General features: G+C 55.2%; 16 protein-coding genes. 12 read left to right on the plus strand and 4 right to left on the minus strand.

What is annotated here, in order from left to right; all coding sequences use genetic code 11:
* Nucleotides 1–5 precede the first annotated feature (5 nt).
* Nucleotides 6–1,178 carry an alpha/beta hydrolase gene (locus DF283_RS02475; protein ID WP_303673130.1) on the minus strand — a complete coding sequence of 391 codons (1,173 nt, stop codon included), beginning with the start codon at nucleotides 1,176–1,178 and terminating at the stop codon, nucleotides 6–8.
* Nucleotides 1,179–1,516: 338 nt separating this feature from the next.
* Entirely contained in the window at nucleotides 1,517–1,912 is a 396-nt protein-coding gene (locus tag DF283_RS02480; RefSeq protein WP_303673131.1) for a septum formation initiator family protein, read from the minus strand.
* A gap of 421 nt (nucleotides 1,913–2,333) precedes the next feature.
* On the opposite strand from DF283_RS02480, the gene DF283_RS02485 reads away from it, so the two are divergent.
* From DF283_RS02485 to DF283_RS02520, 8 genes are all read left to right on the plus strand, one after another.
* Nucleotides 2,334–3,854, plus strand: a complete 1,521-nt coding sequence (locus DF283_RS02485) for a type IV pilus biogenesis protein PilM (RefSeq protein ID WP_303673132.1) — start codon at nucleotides 2,334–2,336, stop codon at nucleotides 3,852–3,854.
* Between the two features lie 3 nt (nucleotides 3,855–3,857).
* Nucleotides 3,858–4,730 carry a hypothetical protein gene (locus DF283_RS02490; protein WP_303673133.1) on the plus strand — a complete coding sequence of 291 codons (873 nt, stop codon included), beginning with the start codon at nucleotides 3,858–3,860 and terminating at the stop codon, nucleotides 4,728–4,730.
* A complete protein-coding gene (locus tag DF283_RS02495) occupies nucleotides 4,717–5,748 on the plus strand; it encodes a methionyl-tRNA formyltransferase (protein ID WP_303673134.1) in 1,032 nt (343 codons plus the stop codon). The genes DF283_RS02490 and DF283_RS02495 overlap by 14 nt, the downstream gene beginning before the upstream one ends.
* A 208-nt stretch (nucleotides 5,749–5,956) precedes the next feature.
* Entirely contained in the window at nucleotides 5,957–8,491 is a 2,535-nt protein-coding gene (gene gyrA / locus DF283_RS02500; protein ID WP_303673135.1) for a DNA gyrase subunit A, read from the plus strand.
* Nucleotides 8,492–8,604: 113 nt separating this feature from the next.
* Nucleotides 8,605–9,069, plus strand: a complete 465-nt coding sequence (locus DF283_RS02505) for an SRPBCC domain-containing protein (protein ID WP_303673136.1) — start codon at nucleotides 8,605–8,607, stop codon at nucleotides 9,067–9,069.
* A 42-nt stretch (nucleotides 9,070–9,111) separates the two neighbouring features.
* Complete coding sequence (locus tag DF283_RS02510) at nucleotides 9,112–10,527, plus strand: peptidase U32 family protein (RefSeq protein ID WP_303673137.1); 1,416 nt, start codon at nucleotides 9,112–9,114, stop codon at nucleotides 10,525–10,527.
* Nucleotides 10,517–11,002, plus strand: coding sequence for a YqeG family HAD IIIA-type phosphatase (locus tag DF283_RS02515; RefSeq protein ID WP_303673138.1), 486 nt, complete (start codon nucleotides 10,517–10,519; stop codon nucleotides 11,000–11,002). Before DF283_RS02510 ends, DF283_RS02515 begins: the two co-directional genes overlap by 11 nt.
* Nucleotides 11,003–11,024: 22 nt before the next feature.
* Nucleotides 11,025–12,173 (plus strand): anhydro-N-acetylmuramic acid kinase, encoded by a 1,149-nt coding sequence (locus DF283_RS02520; protein ID WP_303673536.1) that lies wholly within the window; start codon nucleotides 11,025–11,027, stop codon nucleotides 12,171–12,173.
* A gap of 19 nt (nucleotides 12,174–12,192) precedes the next feature.
* Here the strand turns inward: DF283_RS02520 and DF283_RS02525 are convergent, their stop codons facing one another.
* Both DF283_RS02525 and DF283_RS02530 read right to left on the minus strand, forming a co-directional pair.
* Nucleotides 12,193–13,437: an AI-2E family transporter gene (locus tag DF283_RS02525; protein WP_303673139.1), complete on the minus strand. Its 1,245-nt coding sequence runs from the start codon at nucleotides 13,435–13,437 to the stop codon at nucleotides 12,193–12,195.
* Entirely contained in the window at nucleotides 13,415–14,716 is a 1,302-nt protein-coding gene (locus DF283_RS02530; protein ID WP_303673140.1) for an AI-2E family transporter, read from the minus strand. Before DF283_RS02530 ends, DF283_RS02525 begins: the two co-directional genes overlap by 23 nt.
* A 448-nt stretch (nucleotides 14,717–15,164) precedes the next feature.
* Here DF283_RS02530 and DF283_RS02535 point away from each other — a divergent pair, with 448 nt between their 5' ends.
* From DF283_RS02535 to dnaX, 4 genes are all read left to right on the plus strand, one after another.
* On the plus strand, nucleotides 15,165–16,247 hold the full coding sequence (locus DF283_RS02535) for a type IV pilus twitching motility protein PilT (protein WP_303673141.1): 1,083 nt from the start codon (nucleotides 15,165–15,167) through the stop codon (nucleotides 16,245–16,247).
* 180 nt (nucleotides 16,248–16,427) lie between these two features.
* The gene (gene xerA, locus DF283_RS02540) at nucleotides 16,428–17,336 is read left to right on the plus strand and encodes a site-specific tyrosine recombinase/integron integrase (protein ID WP_443082983.1); all 909 of its coding nucleotides are present in this window, start codon (nucleotides 16,428–16,430) and stop codon (nucleotides 17,334–17,336) included.
* 554 nt (nucleotides 17,337–17,890) lie between these two features.
* Nucleotides 17,891–18,418, plus strand: a complete 528-nt coding sequence (locus DF283_RS02545; RefSeq protein WP_303673142.1) for a hypothetical protein — start codon at nucleotides 17,891–17,893, stop codon at nucleotides 18,416–18,418.
* A gap of 117 nt (nucleotides 18,419–18,535) precedes the next feature.
* On the plus strand, nucleotides 18,536–20,785 hold the full coding sequence (dnaX, locus tag DF283_RS02550) for a DNA polymerase III subunit gamma/tau (protein ID WP_303673143.1): 2,250 nt from the start codon (nucleotides 18,536–18,538) through the stop codon (nucleotides 20,783–20,785).
* Nucleotides 20,786–20,856: the final 71 nt, after the last annotated feature.

The raw sequence follows: 20,856 nt of genomic DNA on the forward strand, positions 1-20,856 counted from the left end.
CCGCATTAAGCGATCTGGGCCAAATGACCTTCCAGGATTTTGAATAGGGCCTGACAGTCTTTCTCTTTCAGATTATGGGCCACGCCGTCCATTTTTTTAAACGGAAGGCCAAGGTCGGCGGCCATTCTTTGGGCATCCCGATAATCCAGTTCCCGATCGGCGTCTCCGCTGATGATGAGCGTATTGAGCTTTTTAAACCGGGCGGCCTCCTCCAGCTTGGCCTGGGTATTCAGGTCCACCCGCATCTTGCGGGTGTCAAAAAATTTATCGATGATTTTTAAGGCCACCGGTTTGGGTAATAAAAACAGACGATCGGCGATTTTCTTTTTCTGATAGGTGACCCCATCGCTCAATTTGGGAAAGCTGTTGAGTAGCACCACGCATTTGGGTTTTTTGCCCTCAAATTCGTTGTTGGCGTTTTGGGCAATGGTGGCTGCCATGTGAGAGGTGATGTGCGTTCCCAGCGAGTAGCCGACCAGAATTTGCTGCTCAAGCGGGATTTTCTTGTGCTTGCTTAAAAACTTGCACACTTCCACACCGGACTTGTAACAGTTCTCCAGGGTGACTTTGCCCTCGCTGTTGCCAAAGCCGGGGTAGTCGTAAACCAAAATGCCATACCCCTGATCGCTGAAGGTTTTTAAATAATGCTTGAGGTTACTGATGTTGCTGTGCCTGCCGTGGCTGAAAACGATGGTGGGTTTGTTGCTGCCCGGTTCCTCGGGGATGTGCCAGGCTGAAATATCAATGCGTTTTCCACCGTCCGTTTTAAAGGGGATGGGGCATTTAATAATTTTGTCGGCCAGTTCGTCATCATCCAGCAACTCCAGCGAGCAACTTTTGATGGGTGAATAGAAAGTCTGACGCTCAATAAAGTCGTAGATCGCCTTGGGCATTTTGCCAAACACAAAGGTACTCATCAGGGCCATCCGGCATCCCACGGCCACCAGAGAATTTACCGCCTCTTCCAAAAGCCGGTAGGATTTCCAGGCGCCTTCCTTGAAGGCGTGCCAGAGTTGGTCCCGAAACAGCGGTTTGGGTGACTGGGTAGGCTTTGCGCTGCTTGCCCCAAACTGGGGAGAGGCTGGGCCCAATCCGGGTTGGGCCTTTGGCTGGGGACTGGCGCATGCCACCTGTGGGGGTGTCCGTGTGTCCGGCTGGTGGCGGGAGTTATGAGTCAAGCCATCCCCCGGTGGCGGTGGGGGAGTGAACGCTCTGGGCGCTGGTTTGGTTGTATTGGAAAGGGATGAAACCACGGAAAAAAACCTGGCTTGGTTCATGGGGGATGAGGCGTTAAGGCCATTAACACGCCTCAATTTAATTCTGTGCCGCCAGACCCTACCGGGCGTTTACAAAACTTTAGTTCGTTGTGCCTGCTGAGTATGTCTGCTGGAACCGCAGGGAGGCAAACCCGTTGCAGCTTTCGCAAGGGGCCGTGAACCCGTCATGCAAAAAGGCATCCCGCAATGTGGATGCCTTTTGATAGAGATACCTTGGGAAGGAAGTTGTTTGGAAAATTTTATTGGAAACGAACCGGAAGCTCGTTTTCACCCACCATGTTCAGATAGTTCCGGGCCAATTCCTCAATCCCTGAAGGAGAGGAATACACGCGGATTTTGTCGTTTAAAATCTTGTTTTCCACTTTGGTTTGGTTGAAAAAGGTTTTAACAGAAGCCTGGCTGCTGGCCAGTTGCGATAAATTGAAGCTGGCTGTAATCAGGGTTCTGGCACATTGCACCACCCCAAAAATCAACGCCGCGTTAATGGTCAGGTACAACAGGTACTCAAACCGGGTTGTTCTTTTTTTGTATTGAGATTTTCTGACCGGTTGCCGCTTTACTTGCCGTTCTATAACGGGTTGTAGCTCGGGATAGGCAACCTCCGTGTAAGCAAATTGACGATTGGTATAAGCCATACTCACCCTGGGTACTCTCTATCTGCTTTTCTCTATCTGCCTCTATTCATTGGAGAAAACGCCGAGGAAAGTAATCGCACTCAAGCCCTGTCCGTAAAACAAATACTTTCCATAAGACTGATATCATCCACGCCCTATGATTATAGCAGAGATCCTCGGGTTGCCTACAAATTTTTTGACCTCCCTTTGTTTTTCTCCTGTAAAAAATTGATAATCCGTGGGCCCAATGCGGTTTTGAGGGATTTGTAAATTCTGTGAAGGCCCGGCCACAGCCCCTACCCGGCTTAACCTGTGTGCCGTATGCACTTCCTGCATTTGGAGGAGTCAGGACGCTGAGGGCGGTTTTCATTGCGTTTAATGGGGTATGATATAGTGAGGAAAGTGCCAATTGATTGATTTGTAACTGGTACCGTTGGGCGTTATGAGTTTAAAAAAGCTGCCTGTTGCCATAAACGTGTTTCCGTCGCTGGATTACGTTGAACTGGTGCAGTTTGACGATAAAACCGGCGAGATCGAAAAAGCGTCCGCTTTGCCTTGTTCCTTTGACACGGCCGCCCGGCAGATGAGTGACCGGGATCAGATGATGCAGACCATTCGCGATCTGTTCAGCATGAATCGGATTCCCTATACCACGCCCGTTGTTTTGGTGTTGCCCAGCTTTTTTACCCGGGAAATTGAGCTGCCTGCCGAATTCAGCAAGGATGAGCTGCGCTTTGCCCTGGTTTCCGAGGCGGAGCGATTTTATATTTTCAAAAAAAGCGAGCCGCAAATTGGCTGGATCAATCTGGATGAATCCCGCTTGCTTTACTCGGCTTTTCCCAAGGCCGAAATTGAAAAATACATGAAAGTATTTCAGGAACTCCGTATTCCGTTGCTGGGCATTGAGTTAAGTTACTTCAGTATTTTGCGGGGACTGGTGGTAACGGGAGCGGTTTCTCAGGAACTGGAACAGGAGCAGCCCTGGTGCTTGCTGGTCATTAGCGACTACTCATTTTTTGCCTCTATTCAGCAAGGAACCAAAATTTTAAAGACTGCCGACGCGCCTCTATCGATCAACGAAGAGGACGATATGGCCACGATTCAGGAGATTATTCAGGACTTTGAGGCTTTTACGGATAACCAGTTTTTTGAACGCCTGGTATTCGTGAACAATGCCAATCGCCTGAAAAGTGAAGATTTGCTGTGTCGAATTGTGATGCCCGCCACCGTTACTCAAATTGACCAGAATGCCCTGACCCTGCGTTCAAGGGGGGCGCTGGACGGTGCTTTTCCATGTACTTTGGAGGGTCTGGGGGGGATATTTTACAAGCAATATGCCGATATGCCCGCCATCAACTTTCAGATGGAGGGCGGATCTGATCTGGCGGGCGTATTGCGCTACCGGCAAGAGGCCATGGTCTGGCTGATTGGTTCCAACGTGCTGGTGTTTCTTTTGTCCCTGTTGATTTGGGGAGTGATGGCCCTGTTTCTGTGGCAGAAGGACATGGAGCGGGCCTCCGTGAGTGAGCAGTTGGCCAAGCTGGGGGCTGGTATTGATACGGCCAAGATGGATGATGTCCAGCGTCGGAAATTTATTAAATCGGTGATTGATCGCAACGTGCAGGCCAACAATTTTCTGGTTCGTCTGGGCACCACGGTCCAGCCCAACGTGTGGCTGGAAAAAATCCAGTTGGCGGTTGGGGCTGCCGAAAAACCGCTGGCCATTTCTCTGGAGGGCAAAGCCATTGAACTGGGTACGGTGAACGCCATGCTGGCCCCCCTTAACCAGATAGCCACAGGGTCCAATTTGCAGGTTTCCAATGCGGCTCCGGCCACATCCACGGATGGGCAGGCCTATTTTACCTGGACCATTCAAAATCCGGACGCCACTCAATCCAGCGAGGGCGGTGGGCCGGGTATGCCCCCCTCGTCGCCGTCAGCGTTACCCATGGGAGGCCCCTAGGCTATGGGTTTGCAGCAGGACGGGATCAATCTGAAGCGCCTGGCGAGCAATTTTTTTGCGGTCATCCTGGACTTCAAAATTCTGGGGCTGATTGTGTTGAACATTCTGTTGATCTACATGGGCACCTGGGATACCGTGTTGCGCCCCTGTATGGAGCAGATGGAAGCCAGAACCAAGGGGCTGGAGGAGCAGAAAAAGCTGCTGGCTGAGCGTGAGGGGCTTGAACAGCAGTACAGCACGCTGGAGAAGCAGCTAAAAAGCATGAGGACGGAATTGATTCCGGTGCCTGCCGGGAATTCCTCCAAGGTTGTGGCGGTGACAGAGGCCGCCGAGATACTGGAACTGGTCAAGGGCAACAAGCGGGAGGAGACCGTGCTGCCGCGTCTGCTGCCGCCCCACGATCAGCGCAGTGAGGCATCCCTGACTTTCCTCTCCAGTGCCCAGATGGATTTATTGAAGCCTGATGGTGCCGATGCCAATGCGGGGAATGGTTCAGCGGGCGCCGCAGCGCCATCGCAAGCGCCATCCTCTCCCGACGCGGCTCCCGCCAACCCGGAGCTTGCTGGGGCAGGGTCTGCGGGTGGCACGTCCCCGGAGGCTTCCCAGGGAGTCCCGTTCCAGATTGGTTCCACGACATTGCCGGTGGAGCGGTTTGATTATGAACTGAAGGTGAGCGGAACGTATCCCGCTCTGGTGGATGTTCTCAATGAGCTGGTGATTCGTAAGAAATTGATTCGGATTAACAAGGTCACCATCTCCCGACCGGAGAAAGTGGAGGACCCACAGCCCGCCGCCGCTGATAATCCGGAGTTTCCCGTCAAGCTGAATATGGTGGCCAATATCTCAATGTATCTGTACGCCCATGGAAACCCTTAGCACTGACACCCGTCGCCTGAAAGTTTTGCTCTGCGGCTATGGTCATCTGGGGTTGGCCTTGCTTCAGGGGTTATTGAGCCTGCCCGATTGGTGCGAGGTGGCGGGCGTGTTTCGCTGGACGGCCCGACCCGGTGGACAGGCCTTTTGGGAGCCCGTGGAAGATGACTTTAAAGCCCTGGTGGCTCAGGCTGGATTGCGCGATATTGTCTGTCCCGGTATGAACAGTTTTGAATTCATTCAGTTGTTGCAGGAGATTCGTCCGCATGTGGTTTTGGTGGGTTCCTGGGGGGAAATATTAAAAGCCCACGTGCTGGAATTTCCCGGTGTCATTCTGGTGAATTGTCATCCTTCATTGTTGCCCGCCCACCGGGGGGCCAATCCTTACGCCTCCGTCATTTTGCAGCAGGAGGAGGAAACCGGGGTTACCTTTCATCGCATGGCCGCCGGGATTGATACGGGGGCAATTCTGTTGCAGCGGGCTGTTCCCCTGAGTCGGGAAGAAACCGGCGATTCCGTCAGGGTCAAGTGCGTGGTGGCTGCTTATGAAATGGTTCCCGATCTGATTGGGCAGCTTCGGGATCATCTATTGTTGGGCCACCCCTTGCTGGAACGCCCTCAGGATGAAACGGCCAAAAGTTACTTTGGACAGCTCAAGCAGGAGTCCGGTTTGCTGGACTGGTCTCAGTCCCCGGAAGCCCTGTCCCGGCAAATTCGGGCCCTATACCCGTGGGTGGTGTGTTATTCGCGCCTGCAGGGACGGTGGCCCGTGCTGTTTTATCACAGCCGCTTTGTTCTGGAAGGGGCTGCCCCCGCAAAGGCTGTGGCGCCGGGGACCATTGTGCGCTTTGACTGGCGGACGGGCTTTGTTCAGGTAGCCCTGAGCGAGCCGGGTTGGTTGCTGCAGGTGGAACAGTACCAGGTGGCCCTGAGCGACCGATTTTTGATTCCGCCGTGGCTGGTGCGGCTGTTTGCCTTTGTATTGCTTCGTCCGGGGCTGCGGTTTTGGAATGCGGGCTAGCGCTTGTGCTTGTTGTCTCCTGTTGTTGCGCCTTTGGTAACAAAAGGGATCTCTTGGCCAGCGGATGAAACCCTTTTGGGGTATAATGGGCCCACATGTCAATGGGAATTAGTTAGAGTGCCGTGGAATCGGCAGAGTTCCTGATGATCCCGCAGTTTGAGCCTGTGTGTGTGCAGCACTTGGGCGCTTAACAGGAAAGGCAGATACCTTGAGTTCTCAGCAGATTTTTGGTGACGGCAAGATCCTTCCAATTAGTATTCGGGATGAAATGCGCCGTTCTTACATTGATTACGCTATGAGCGTGATTGTGGGCCGTGCCCTGCCGGATGTGCGGGACGGCCTGAAGCCGGTGCATCGCCGCATTTTGTACGCCATGCACGAAATGGGCCTCTCCCCGGACAAGGCGTTTAAAAAATGCGCCAAGGTGGTGGGGGAAGTGCTGGGTAAATACCACCCGCACGGTGATACGGCGGTTTATGACGCCTTGGTGCGTCTGGCTCAGGATTTTTCCAGCCGTTACCCGTTGGTCAATGGTCACGGGAACTTTGGCAGCATTGAGGGCGATAACGCAGCCGCCATGCGATACACCGAGTGTAAACTGACCCATGTGGCCACCACCATGCTGGAAGACATCGAGCAGGACACGGTGGACTTTGTGCCCAACTACGACGGCTCGGAAGAGGAGCCCTCCGTGTTGCCGTGCCGTTTGCCCATGCTGTTGCTGAATGGCTCCAGCGGGATTGCCGTGGGCATGGCCACTAACATTCCGCCGTTCAACATGACGGAAGTGGTGGATGGTTTGGTGGCGCTGATTGATCAGCCGCAACTGACCCCGGATGACATGATGCAGTACATCAAGGGGCCGGATTTCCCCACAGGGGCTAGTATCATTGGCTATTCCGGCATTCGGGAAGCCTTCCGTACCGGGCGGGGCAGTGTGGTCATGCGGGCTGTGGCTTCTATCGAACAGATTCCGGGCGGCGGTGGTCGTCAGGAGCGCACCGCCATCGTGGTCACCGAAACGCCCTTCCAGGTGAACATCAGTAACCTGATCGAGAAAATGGCCGATCTGGTGCGGGACAAAAAGCTGGAAGGCATCAGCGATCTACGCAACGAATCTGACCGGGAAGGCATGCGTCTGGTCATTGAACTGAAGCGGGACGCCAAGCCGGATGTGGTGTTGCGCAACCTGTATAAGCACACCCAGTTGCAAACCACCTTTGGGGTCAACATGCTGGCCCTCGTTAAAAATCAGCCCCGCTTGCTGAACATTGTGGATGTCCTCAGCGAGTTCATTGAGCATCGGGTGGAGGTCATTGTCCGCCGCACCCAGTTCTTGCTAAATAAAGCGGAAGCTCGGGCCCACATTCTGGCCGGTTTGATGATTGCCATTGGCGATATGGATAACATTATCAAGCTGATCCGCAGCGCCAATTCCACCGAGGAAGCCCGGGAGAAGCTGACCACCAACTACAGTCTGGATGAGTTGCAAGCCAACGCCATTCTGGAAATGCAGCTGCGACGCCTGACCGGCTTGGAACGGGAAAAAATCAATGCGGAACATTCTGACTTAATGGTGAAGATTGCCGAGTACAACGAGATTCTGGCCAATCGGGGCCGGGTGCTGGAAATTATTAAAGTTGAACTGCTGGAAGCCAAGGAAAAATACGGCGATGTCCGTAAAACCTCCATCCAGCCGGATGAAAATGATGAGTTCAGCATTGAAGACCTGACGCCCAACGATGCCATGGCGGTGTTCATCACCAAGCAGGGCTACATCAAGCGCATCGCTCTGGATACCTTCCAGCGGCAAAGCCGGGCCACCCGGGGCAAAGGGGCCATCAAAACCCGGGATGAGGATGATGTCACCCACTTCTTTACCGCTGGCATGCACAGCAAGGTGCTGTTCTTTACCAGCAAGGGACGGGCTTACGGCCTGAAGGTCTATGACTTGCCGGAAGGCGGGCGCACCGCCAAGGGCCTGGCCATCATCAACCTGTTGGCCCTGGAGCAGGATGAGACGGTGACCGCTGTATTGCCGGTAACCGATTTCTCCTCGGGTCACTTTTTAATTATGCTGACCAAGCAGGGCTGGATTAAGAAAATTGAGCTGACCAACTTTGACAGCATCCGTCGCAATGGCATTATCGCCATTGGTCTGGAGGATAACGACTATCTGGGTTGGGTCATGGCCACCACTGATCAGGATGATCTGTTAATTGGCACCAGCCTGGGGATGGCCATTCGTTTCCCGGTGAAGGATCTGCGCCCCTTGGGCCGAACCGCCCGGGGGGTGACCGCCATGAAAATGCGTGCTGGCGATGAGATTGTTGACTTCAGCACCCTGCCCAACAACGATCACACTGCCGATGTGTTGATCATCACCAACGATGGTTTCGGTAAACGTACCAACGTGGCCGAATTCCGCTCCCAGAACCGGGGTGGTATCGGTCTGATTTCCACCAAGTTCAAAAACGCCAAGAGCCGGGTGACCAATACCTGCATCGTCACGGAAAACGACGAGCTGATGGTGGTCAGCGCCAATGGTGTGGTGGTTCGCCTCAGGGCCGGAGAGATTTCTCGCCAAAGCCGCATGGCCACCGGGGTGCGGCTGCAGAATCTGGATGAGAACGATTTCGTGGCCTCGGTTACCAAAATTGTGCCCATGGATGACGAGGAAGCCCTTTTGGGTGGGGAATCAGCCACCCGGGATGCGGGAGACGCTCCCCCTTCGGCGGAATAAAACTTCCAGCCACAAGCACAGCAGCAATCCAAAAGCCTCCGGTGTTGTCCGGGGGCTTTTGCTTGCCGGGGCCTCTGGTTACAATAGACAGACAGATGCAGGGGAGGTTGGGGATGGAACATATTAACGAATCGGTGGAAATTAATGCGGCCCCTCCGCAGGTTTGGCAGGCCTTGCTGGATTTTGAGCGCTACCCGGATTGGAATCCCTTTATCATCCAGCTCAACGGGAAGGCGTCTGTGGGCGCGGTTCTGGAGGAGTGGGTCGTGGTTTCCAAAGAGAAGCGGGTGCGCTTTAAAACCACCATTCTGGCTCTGGAGCCGTCACAGAAGCTGGTTTGGCGTGGCGTTTACGGGGCTGGCTGGTTGCTGAACGGCGTCCATCAGTTTATTTTAGAGCCTTTAAATAACGGGCCTGATGGACAAAATACCCAGCGAACCCGCCTGACCCAGAAAGAGACATTTTCCGGCGTGCTACTGCCTTTTATGAATATGCCAGAATCACGGCAAGGGTATCGGGCCATGAACGAGGCCCTCAAGCAGTGGGTGGAAAATGCCTGTGCTTCAACCCTGTCCTGATTTTTGATATGCTCACCATGCACCAACCGGGATCCCTGAACCATGACCGCAAGCGCATCCACCAAGCCAGAACTGTTGCTACCCGCCGGAAGTCCTGAAAAACTTAAGTACGCCATTGCCTACGGGGCCGATGCGGTCTATTTGGGCTTGCCCATGGCCAGTTTGCGCACCCCCGGTCGGGGAGAGCAGTTTACCCCGCAAAATCTGGGGCAGTACGTTTCCTATGCCCAGGCCCGGGGGGTGAAGGCCTACACCACCATTAATATTTTTCCCTCCAATCACGATTTAAAGCGCATTATTCCTCACTTGGAGCTGCTGGAGGGCATTCGCCCGGATGCCATTATTTTTACCGATCCCGGCGTGTATCGGCTGGCCCGAAAATACGCCCCATCGGTGCCCTTGCACCTGAGTACTCAAGCTAACACCCTCAATGTGGAAGCCTGCGCTTTCTGGCAGGATCTGGGGGTGGAGCGGGTCATTCTGGCTCGGGAGGTGCCTTACCGGGAAATCGTGGAAATCCATGAGAAACTGCCCGATTTGGAGCTGGAGTGCTTTATTCACGGCTCTTTATGCGTGGCCTACTCCGGGCGCTGCGTGATCAGCGATTATCTGACCGATAACACCAAGAATTCCAACAAGGGCATGTGCGGCAACAGTTGTCGGTGGGAGTTTGAAACGCCCAAGCCGCATGCGGGCCTATCTGAGGCAGGTTCATCCGAGACGGGCGCTTGTGGTTGCGCTTCTTCTGATAACGCCGGAAAGTGCGAGGAGACTGAAAGCGGCCTGAAAAGCATGCAGATGGTGGAAACCACCCGGCCTAACAATATCTACACTTTTGAGGAGGATGAAAAAGGTTCTTACATGCTGAACTCCAAGGATTTGTGCCTGGTGCGGCATTTGCGGGAGTTGCAGGATGCGGGCATTGTCTCCTTTAAAGTGGAAGGGCGCACCAAGAGCGTGTATTACGTGGCCACCGCCGGTCGGGTGTACCGGGAAGCCATTGACTATTTCCAGCAACACGCCACTGCCCCGGAGAGTTTGACCAATCGCTGGGTATCGGAATTGTCTCAGGCGGGTAACCGGGGCTTTACAGAAGGCTTTTTTGATGGGCGTCCCAACAAGGACGCCTACAACTATGAGGATTCTCGCAGTCACCAGACGGCCATGTTTCTGGGGACGGCCTTGCCGGATGAAGCGGGATCGGTGTTGACCGATGGCGGCTTGCGCTTTAAGGCCCGCAATCCCTTCCGGGTGGGAGACGCTGTGGACTGGATCACGCCTTCGGGGATGGTTTCCTTCACGCTGGATGCGTTATATGATCAACAAGGGTTCCCGGTGCGGGAAGCCCAGACCAACCATGTGGTGACCATTCCGGTACCGTCTGACTTGCAGGCGGATGAAGCCGCTTTGGTCTGGTCTATGATTCGAGGTAAGGAGTTGGCCGCCGTTGTTTCTTAAACCGTCTCTCATCGTTCAGGACATCACCACCATTGATCTGGCCCTGCTCAAGGCCAATGGCATCAAAGGGTTCATTTTTGATTTGGATAACACCATTATGGCCCCGCATACGGGCGCTTTGGAGCAACGCATTGAAAGCTGGCTGGTGTTGTTGCAGGCGGAAGGCTTCAAGTGTCTGGTGCTGTCCAACAACAAAAAAGCGGACTACTGCCAGTTGGCCGAAAAGGTGTTGAATATCCCGGTCATCAGTCATGCGGCCAAGCCCCGACGTTCCCAGTTTCGCAAGGCCCTTCAGATGATTGGCTTGAGCGCCCGGGAAGTGGCCATGGTGGGCGATCGTCCCCTCACCGATATTTGGGTGGGGCAGCGCATGGGCGCTTTCACCATTTTGGTGGATCCGTTGATTAAGCATCAGGAGCGCCGCTTGTACAAGGTGCTGCGGGGATTGGAGCGCCTGTTTGTTAAAGGGGGATAGGACGACACCTCCGCTAACGGTGATGGGGTTGATGTCGGGAACCTCCGTGGATGGGGTGGATGCCTGTCTGGCCCGCTTCTTTCTGGAGTCCGGTCAATTGCGCTATGAGATTTTGGCCACTCACAGCCAGCCCATGCCCGCCGATCTGCGGAATCGTCTGCTGCGCTGCATGGGGGACAAGCAGATTCATCTGGAAGAATTCTGTCGGCTGAACGTGGATGTGGGCACCCTGTTTGCGGAAACCGCCTGGGCCCTGATGCAGGCGCACGATATTCCAGCATCCGGGATTGACGCCATTGGTTCCCACGGGCAAACACTGTACCATTGGCCGCCCGGTCAGCCGGGTCAGTTGGGGGGCACCCTGCAAATCGGGGAACCGTCCTTGATTGCGGAAAAAACGGGCGTGCTGACCATTGCCGATTTTCGTCCCCGGGATATGGCCGCCGGTGGTCATGGGGCGCCCTTGGTCTGTTTTGCCGATCAATGGCTGTTTCAGCATGAAACACTGGGCCGCTGCATCCAGAATATCGGGGGCATCGCCAACGTCACCGTGGTGCCTTCTCTGGCGGATTGGCAGCAAACCCAGTTACCGGTGATGGCCTTTGATACCGGCCCCGGCAACATGTTGATGGACGCGGCCATGGAACACTTTTTTGGCAAAGCCTACGATGCCGACGGGGCGGTGGCCGCCAGCGGTCAGGTGCAGGCGGGGCTGTTGGCCCATTTGCTCCATCATCCCTATTTGGCGCAAGATCCGCCCAAAACCACGGGACGAGAGCTGTTTGGAGCGCCCTATTTTCAGGAGTTGTTGACTCAGTTTCCGGCCATTGCCCCGGCGGACTGGCTGGCCACCCTGAACCGGTTTACGGCGGCCAGCATTGCGGATGCCTACGAACGCTTTGTGTTTCCCCGTTACGCGATATCCGAAGCGGTGGTGGGCGGCGGCGGCTCATTTAATCCGGTGTTGCTGGACAATTTACGGGCGTTATTCGCTGAGCAACAGCAAGTAATCACGGTGAAAGCACACGCTGAATTTGGTATTCCCGATCAATATAAAGAGGCCCTGGCCTTTGCCTTGCTGGCCTGGGCCAATCTAGAGGGGCTTCCCAATAATATTCCCACCTGTACCGGGGCTCAGCATGCCGTGATTATGGGCAAGCGGGTTCTATAGACTCTCTCAACACGGGGAATTAAGGGTTTCGGGTGAGATAGGCCTTGCTGTGCCGGGCTTTCTGGATGTCCATCCACACCCCCACCACACTGGCCATCGGGAAGGATAAAAAGATGCCCGAGAAGCCCATGATTTTGGTACACATCAAAAAAGTTAAAATAAACAGGATGGGGTGCAGATCAAACTTGCGGCTGACCAGCCTGGGCCACAGCCAGTAGGCTTTCAGCAGGTAAAAGCAGCCCGCCACCAAAAGCACGGGCAGGATATCAATGGGGTTGCCGCCCATTTCCACCACGGCGATAATGGGCAAGAGGCCCAGCCAGGGCCCAATGACCGGCAGAATGGAAACCCCGCCCAATACAACACCCAGCAACAAGGCGTATTTCACGCCCAGAATGAGCAGGGCGGCGTACATCAGGCCGCCGGATAAAAAGCTCATCAGCACTTGCCCTTTAACCACGGTGTAGAACTGTCGGTGTAGCCGGGTCAGGAACTGTTTGGCAGCGGCCTCGTGCCGGTTGGGCATCAGGTTGATCAGTCCCTGTTGCAGGGTTTTGCCATCCAGCAGCAAGTAAAAGGTTAATACCAGGGTGGTTAAAATATAAATGATGCTGCTGAGGGCTGTGGTGCCAATATCCAGCACATAGCGACCCAGTTTGGCGGCGTAGTTTTTGAAAATGCCGGTGAACTTTTGGGTGACCAGGGCGCGGGTGCCCGATAAAATCCGAGCCTTGGAGCTTTGGGCGGTGGCTTGCCTTAAAGGGCTTCCCCAGCCCGTGGAGCCTGAGAGAGTGGCAGGCTCCGTTCGCATGACTGTGGTCGTTACTGTGCTATTCTCGGGGGAGAGTGTTTCCGGATTGGCCTTGTTGAGGTGTTGGGGAATATCCCTGGCGAAGCCCTTGATCTGCAGGGAGAGGGGGGTGGCAATTTGCAAGACAGTCAGGCCAAACAGGGATAAGCCAACCAGATACACCAGGGCGATGGCCAGCACCTTGGCCATGCCCGTCGGGATTTTTTTCTGTTTGCTGAAAAGGCGTTGGAGCGTTGCTTCCAGCCATTGCACGGGACTGAGCAATAAATAGGTCAGTATCAGGGAAGCGGCCAACATGGCGATAATGGCGGGCAGTCGCTCGGTCAGTGAGACGCCCACATAGGCCAGAAAAACCAGACACAGTATAAACAGGTTCAACCGGGTCAACGGAGAAAAGATGACAGCCTGCCCGGTGGCAGAAGTCGACGCCTCAGGCGCTGGGGGCTTGGACATGCGCGTCGCCTCCCGAAGTGTTTTGGCCTGCGCTTTGAGACGCCTTGGCGTCGTTTTCCAGTAACAGGCGAATGATCACATTCAGGGCGCTGGCCAGAGGCAGGGCCAGTAAAACGCCCAACAGCCCGGCCACCTGGGCGCAAATCAGCAGGGCCAGCAAAATGACCATGGGATGCAGGCCCATGACATCCCCCACCACTTTGGGGGCCAGTATGTTGTCTTTCACCGTTTGGTAAGCGTAGGAGCAGGCCCATACGTACAGGGCGGTGGCCGGGTCCATGTTCAGCAGAATGACCGTGAGGCCAATACCAATGCCAATCCAGGTGCCCACCACGGGCAGCAGTTCGGCGATGGCGAAAATGGAACCCAGCAAAAAGGCGTAGGGCACATGGAAAATGGAGTAAATCAGGAACATGTAAACGCCGGTTAAAATGCCCAGTAGCACTTGCCCTTTGACGAAGGCGAACATGACCTGATGGAAGGTTTCCAGTAAATAGGCCATGGTGGGGCGACTGTGCAGGGGCAGCATGCGCAAAAACTCCTGCTTGATGCGTTTGGCGTCAATCAGGAAGTAAAAGGTCAGGATGAGTCCGGCTATAAAATAGATGAGGCCATTCACGGTGCCGGTGGCCACGGCAATCAGGTTGGGGATGGCCGAAATCAGAAAATTTTCCAGCTGGGACAGGGCGTTTTGAATCACACTTTGCTGGATGACCGTTTTCTCCTCCACGGAAACGGGTTTGCCGTCATCGGAGTGGTGTTTTACCATACCTTGTCGCTCTGCCTGTTGAATGTCTGTTTTAAAGACGCTGCGCAAGGTGCCCTGACCGACATTGCGATCGACCCAGTCAATGGCCGAATCCGAGGCTTCCATGGCCTGTACGCCCAGTCGCTGGCCCAGGTCTCCCAACTGAACCGCCAGAATGGGTAAAAAGCGAATGCCGCCCAGGGCGAGCCCGATGAGAACAACCGCGTAGACGATTAAAACCGCCAGAATCCGGGGATTGGCCTCGGGGGAACGTTGGGTCAGAAGGCGGTAGAGGGGCTGTTGATGGCCCCATTGGGAGCAGGCCAGAATGATTTTTTCCAATACATTGACTGGCCCAATCAGGATGTAGGTCACAATCAACACGCTGCCCATTAATGCGGTAATGGCGTAGAAATACTGGATTAACAGGGTCAAGCCGCCCAGCATCAGGATGGTGCTGGCGATGCTCAGCATCAGGCGGAGGGTTTTCTCTGGCAGCAGAGATTGACTGGCCTCTTTCCCGTTCATCATCACCTTATTATAAGCGTTTCCCCGGAAAACTGGGCCATTGCCACTACCGGTGATTTTCAGGCGGGCTGGCCTCCGGCCTGTCGCGGGAAGCGGTTCGCCCAAAGCAACCGGTTGGGAGGCTCATGCGTTTGGGGGAATTTATGCTTCTCTGGCGTGTTTGGTGTAAAGCGTTACCTGGAATTTCGATACAATGAGAAGAGCGTTAATCAGAAGATCACAAATTAGAAGAGCATAAATGCCGGTCATGGCACACCTTGCAGCAGGCTGTGTGGCACAGGCGATACAGCCAGATAGAGTGATATCGATAGATGGATGGAACGTGATACGCACGCCCCTGATAACGCAAGGCCCTGATAGGATAAGAACCCCTGGCTGTTTGGCCCGGTTTGGCGGGCTTGGCCACCGAGAGTAATAACCCCCTGATGGGAAAGAGGAGCGAGGCTCAGGCATGATTCTGGAAGAATTACTGGTACAGGTTTTTGAACGGGGAGCCAGTGACCTTCACCTGTCTGCCGGTTTGCCGCCGGTGTTACGGATTGATGGCAATCTGGTGCGCATGGAGTTTTCCCCACTTTCCAAAGAGGATTGCCAACGACTGATTTTCAGCATGCTGACCAACGAACAGCGCCGGGTGCTGGAGCAAAACTGGGATTTGGACTGCTCCTACGGGGTGTCCGGCCTGGGGCGTTTCCGGGTCAACGTGTACAAGGACCGGGGCTCTTACGCGGCGGCTTTGCGGACCATTCGGGCCGATGTGCCCACGTTTGAGCAACTTAATTTACCACAGGTGGTCAAGGAAATCGCCGAGCGACCCAAAGGGCTGGTACTGGTGACGGGGCCCACCGGTTCCGGTAAATCCACCACGCTGGCGGCCATGATCGATCATATCAACAGCACCAAGCCCCACCACATTTTAACCGTGGAAGACCCCATCGAATTTTTGCACACCTCCAAGCGCTGCGTGATTCACCAGCGGGAACTGGGTCAGGATACCCGCAGCTTTGATAACGCTTTGCGGGCCGCTTTGCGGGAAGATCCGGACGTGATTCTGGTGGGGGAGATGCGGGATCTGGAAACCATTCGTCTGGCCCTGACCGCCGCGGAAACGGGTCACCTGGTCATGGGAACCCTGCACACTTCCAGCGCCATGCAAACCGTGGACCGGATTGTGGACGTGTTTCCACCGGAGCAGCAGCAGCAGATTCGGGTGCAGTTGTCCAACAGTCTGGTGGCGGTTCTGTCTCAAGCGTTGTTACCCAAGCTGAACGAGCTGAAAGAAAAATCCGGTCGGGTCATGGCCCTGGAGATTATGGTGATTACCCCGGCCATTGCCAACCTGATTCGGGAAGGGAAAACCGCCCAGATTTACTCGTCCATTCAAACCGGTGCCCAGTACCAGATGCAGACCATGGAGACCTCTTTGAAGGATCTGTATCAGAAGGGGCTGGTGACCTTTGAGGACGCCTTGTCCAAGACCACCCGCCCCGAGGATTTCAAGCGGCTGGTGAGCGGGGGCGGGGCTGCCCGCTAGCAACCACAAAGCGGCATGGCTGGCAGACTGCTGGTGGCGACTGGCAATCAGGCCACAGAGTCAGTTGGGATTCCCCCGGTTCTTTACCCGGCGCATTCACCCGGTTCGGCTAAGCCGGTTCGTATACAATGAATAATGCGGTCAGCGGTTGTGCGGGCCGCCGATAGAAGGTGTGGCCCTATGTATTTGATGTTATCGGAGTATCTGGATCATTTATCCACGGAGCGGGGCTATGCGACCAACACGCTGGAAGCCTACGAGCGGGATATTCTGGAGTTCCTGAGCTATCACGACAGTCAGCGGGTCAAGCTGTATCACATCTCCCGGCGGGAGGTGAACCGCTACCTGGGAGAACTGCGAGCCCGAAACAACGCCACGGCCTCTATCCTGAGAAAAATCAGCAGCATCAAGGGCTTTTACGAATGGTTGCAGATAAAAGGGGTATTGCGGGATAACCCGTTGACCTTGCTGGAACTGCCCAAGCGGCGCAAGTTGCTGCCCAGGGTCCTGAGTGTTTCTGAAGTCAGCCGCCTGCTGGCCTGCGATCAGTTGACCTTGCAGGACAAGTTAATTGTGGAGTTGCTGTACGCCTGCGGGCTGCGGGTTTCCGAGTTGACGGCCCTGCGAGTCAAATCCATCGATCTGGGTGGCGGGTACATTCGGGTGGTGGGCAAGGGCGATAAGGAGCGACTGATCCCGCTGGGGGACGTCTCGCTGGGGATTGTGCGCCAATATCTGGGGGAAACCGGCCTGCAGGGAGAAGACCCATTGTTGGTGAGTTTTGAGGGCAAGGGCTCCCTGTGGAAAACCCCGCTCAATCGCCGGGAAGTATGGCAACGGGTGCGGGACCTGAAGTACCTGATTGGGCGAGAGGTATCGCCACACACGTTTCGACACAGTTTTGCCACCCACTTGCTGGAGAACGGGGCGGATCTGCGGGTTGTGCAGGAGTTGCTGGGCCATAGCGACATTTCCACCACGCAAATTTATACCCAGGTCAGTAAGCGCCATGTTAAATTGGCCCATCGCAATGTGTTTGATTGCAATGGTGATGGGGGCGGCAGCGAGAATTACGGCCTCGATAATTAGCATCGGGTTATTGCAGAATTGCCTCTGGCGCTTGATGGGGCCTGCCTGACAGCGGGATATATTAAATTGGGCTTAATATATCTTAAATATACGTTCCGTCGTTTCAAAAGATTGTTTTTATATATTTGTAGGTCAGGAATTACAAATTTGACTCACTCTCCCTCCCTCACAAACACACACACTCCTCCCTCCTCTACTGGTTTCTTGCGTTTAAATGCCTCTTCGATTTTTTCGGAGAGGTTTTTTTTGCCTGTCGGCTGGCATTTGTCGCCAGATTGTAAACAAATAGTAATAAACTGTTCCAGGCTGAATAATGATTGTTTTTATGCAATCACAAGGCTGGAATATACAAGACAGGCTGGGTTTGAAATTAAATAGGCTGGGTTCAGAATTCAAAATTAATTAAACTCTTCTTTCATTTGCGCTTTTGCCATTTTTCGTAAGGCTGTATTGCCCCCGAAAAATGGCTTTTTTATTTGCTTGGAGAGTTTCTGAGGGATCTGGCCGCTGGAAAACGCGAGGGAACAGGGCACGCTTTGGGCTGGAGGCGTTTTATGTTATTGAATAAAAACGGTGACCTCCCCACTTCCAGACACCCCCAATTGGTTTATACCATGTCTGTTCATCAACCATACCCGCCCCAGTTCAGCCAGTTCAGGACGGCATATGCGCCCCGCCAGAGCGCTTCTACGATGCCGCCGTATCGACCCGGCATAAGCAGCCTGCCCGGCCATGGCTATCCGGGGAGGCGTCCTGCGGGCCTGCACGCCCATAACCAGAACGGTAATTCCTCCTTCTACGGGTATTACAGCGGCTATCTCTACTATTTATCACCCTATCAGCATCCCTTGGTCCTGCAACAGGCCAGTACGGCGGCCAACAACTGGGTTTTGGATGTGATTGGCAAAATGCCCTGGCATCAGATTATTCCTACCTGGACGGAAGTCATCCGCATGGGCATGCGGTCCGCACAGGATCAGCTGCCCGCGAGCCTTGCCCGATGGCGAGCCCGGCGTCCCGGGGAGGAGTCGTTACGGAACGTTACCGGGCAGGTGATGCACGGGGTAGGGCGTTGGGCCTAGCGAGCCGATTCGGACAGAGCGCCGATTCTGGGAGTGGTGACGGAGGGGCTCTTTATTCCGGGGGGCAAATTCAGTACACTGATGCTATCTTCCCAAGCAGGAGAATCAGGCAGGGCCATGAGTACCGATCAACTGGATAGTCGTCCGCAACCCCGCATAGAGACTTACATCCCCCTGTATCGCAAGTATCGTCCCCAGTTGTTTGCCGATTTGGTGGGACAGGAGGCCATTTCCCAGACGTTGGGTAACGCTATTAACCTGAACAAAGTGGCCCACGCCTACCTGTTTTGCGGCCCACGGGGAACCGGAAAGACTTCTACCGCCCGTATTTTCGCCAAATCTCTCAACTGTGAGCAGGGGCCCACGGTTTCCCCGTGTTTGCAATGCGCCTCCTGCACGGGGATTGCCCAAGGCAACGCCCTGGATGTCATTGAATTCGACGCCGCCAGTAACAACGGGGTCGGTGATGCCCGGGAGCTGATTGAAAACTGTCAATACAGCTCCATGACCGGGCGCTTCAAGGTCTACATCATCGATGAAGTCCACATGCTGACCACTCCGGCGTTTAACGCCTTGCTGAAGACCCTGGAAGAGCCTCCGGCCAACGTTATTTTTATTTTCGCCACCACGGAAGCCCACAAGGTGCTGCCCACCATCATCAGCCGGTGCCAGCGCTTTGATTTTAACCGTATTACCACCGAGAACATCGTCTCCCGCTTGCGCTATATCGCCCAGCAGGAAGCCATCGCCATTGATGAAGAGGCCTTGCTGATGATTGGGCGTCACGCCCGGGGCGGGTTGCGAGACGCCGTGGGCTTGCTGGATCAGGTGTCTGTCCTCAGCCGGGCCCAGACGGATAAAGTCATCGGTCGCAAGGATGTGGCCCTGTTCATCGGCAACCTGGAAGAAGATCTGCTGCTGCGTCTGGGTGGGGCCATTGCCGAGCGTCGGGCCGCGGATTTGCTACACGAGCTGAATGAACTGCTGAACCGGGGCATTGAGCCCATTCAGCTCTTGAAAGATCTGACCGTGCATTTCCGAAATTTATTGCTGGTGCAGGCCTCGGGGGGAAACACTGATCCCGAGCTGTTATCCTTGCCGCCGGATTATTTTAATCAGCTTTCTCAGCAGGCGGCTTTGTTCCCGGCGGTGGAGGAAATTCCCCAGATTATCGGGCGGCTTTCCTCTGTGGAGCGCAACGTGCGCCAGAGTTCCCAGCCCCAGTTGTGGCTGGAAGTGGGCTTGATTGAGCTGGCCTACCGCTATGAGATTCAGTTGGTTCATGACTTGGCCGAACGAGTGTCCCGCTTGGAAAGCCAATTGGCGGGCGGATTGCCTGCGTCTGCTCCCGGGCCTGCTGCTGGGCATGCTCCGGTGACCTCTGCCCTCCCTCCGAAACCGACAGGGAACCCGTCACCTGCCAAAGAGCCTGCGCCAGTGGCGATGGCTTCAGCTCCTGTTGCGCCGGTGCTTACGCCTTCGGCTCCTGCAATGTCGGAACCAATTCCTGTCACTGCTGCCCCGGCGGCCTCAGCGGCTCCCGTTGCTTCGGTAACTACCGTCCCAGCGCCGGTCAGTGGATCACTAGAGGCCCTGTATGCTCAGGCATGCGCTACCATTCCCAGCCTGATGTTCCGCTCCCTGATTCAGCAGCAAACCTTTCCCCTCAGTCAGGATGGTGACATGCTGGTGGTGGGCTGCCTGAGCGAAGCCCATTTAAACACGGTCAAAAAGCCGGAGAAGATTGCCCACTTGCAGCGGGCCGTGGATAAAGCCTTTGGGCGGGCCATGCGTTTGGAATTGGTGCTGAAAAAAAAGAAGCCTGCCGGTGCTTCTGTGACTGTTTCCGAGCCTCTTTCTCCAGAGGTCTCTGTGCCGGTAGCCAGTGGGGCTCCGGAGCCGGTGGCGGCTCTCGCCCCGCCTGTCTCTTCGCAAGCATCGTCTTCTACCCCAGCCCCTGTCTCTGCATCGGCCACAGTTGTTTCCTCGGTGGCCATGGCGGAGCCTGCCGGTATGACCGAGCCAAACGCCCCCACGGGCACCGCCGTAGCGGAGAAGCCGGTCATTCCCTTTGCCCCGGCCATGCCCAAGGTTGAGGAAACCCCGCTCATCCCCCTGAATTTTAACGCCCCGCCTCAGCCATTGCCAGCTTCTACCTCCGTGAACGCTGGCCCCCCGGCGGATGAGGACATGCCGCCCATGGACATGGGGGATCCGCCCCCTTTTTTGGATGAGGATGGGCCTGATTTGGCCCCGGTTTCCCCGCGCGCTTCGGCGACCGAAACGCTTAATCTGGCGGGCGATCCGGATTTGAGCGAGGCCAAAAAGCATGCCGTGGAGTTACTGCAAGGGCGCATTCTGGAGTAAGCGCCCGAAGAAGCTGTGCTGCGCTGTCCCTTGGGGATCCGCTGGGGGCCTCCGTCCCGCTGACCCGTTCC

Origin of the sequence: Vampirovibrio chlorellavorus, assembly GCF_003149375.1 — a bacterium.
GTDB classification, from domain to species: domain Bacteria; phylum Cyanobacteriota; class Vampirovibrionia; order Vampirovibrionales; family Vampirovibrionaceae; genus Vampirovibrio; species Vampirovibrio chlorellavorus_B.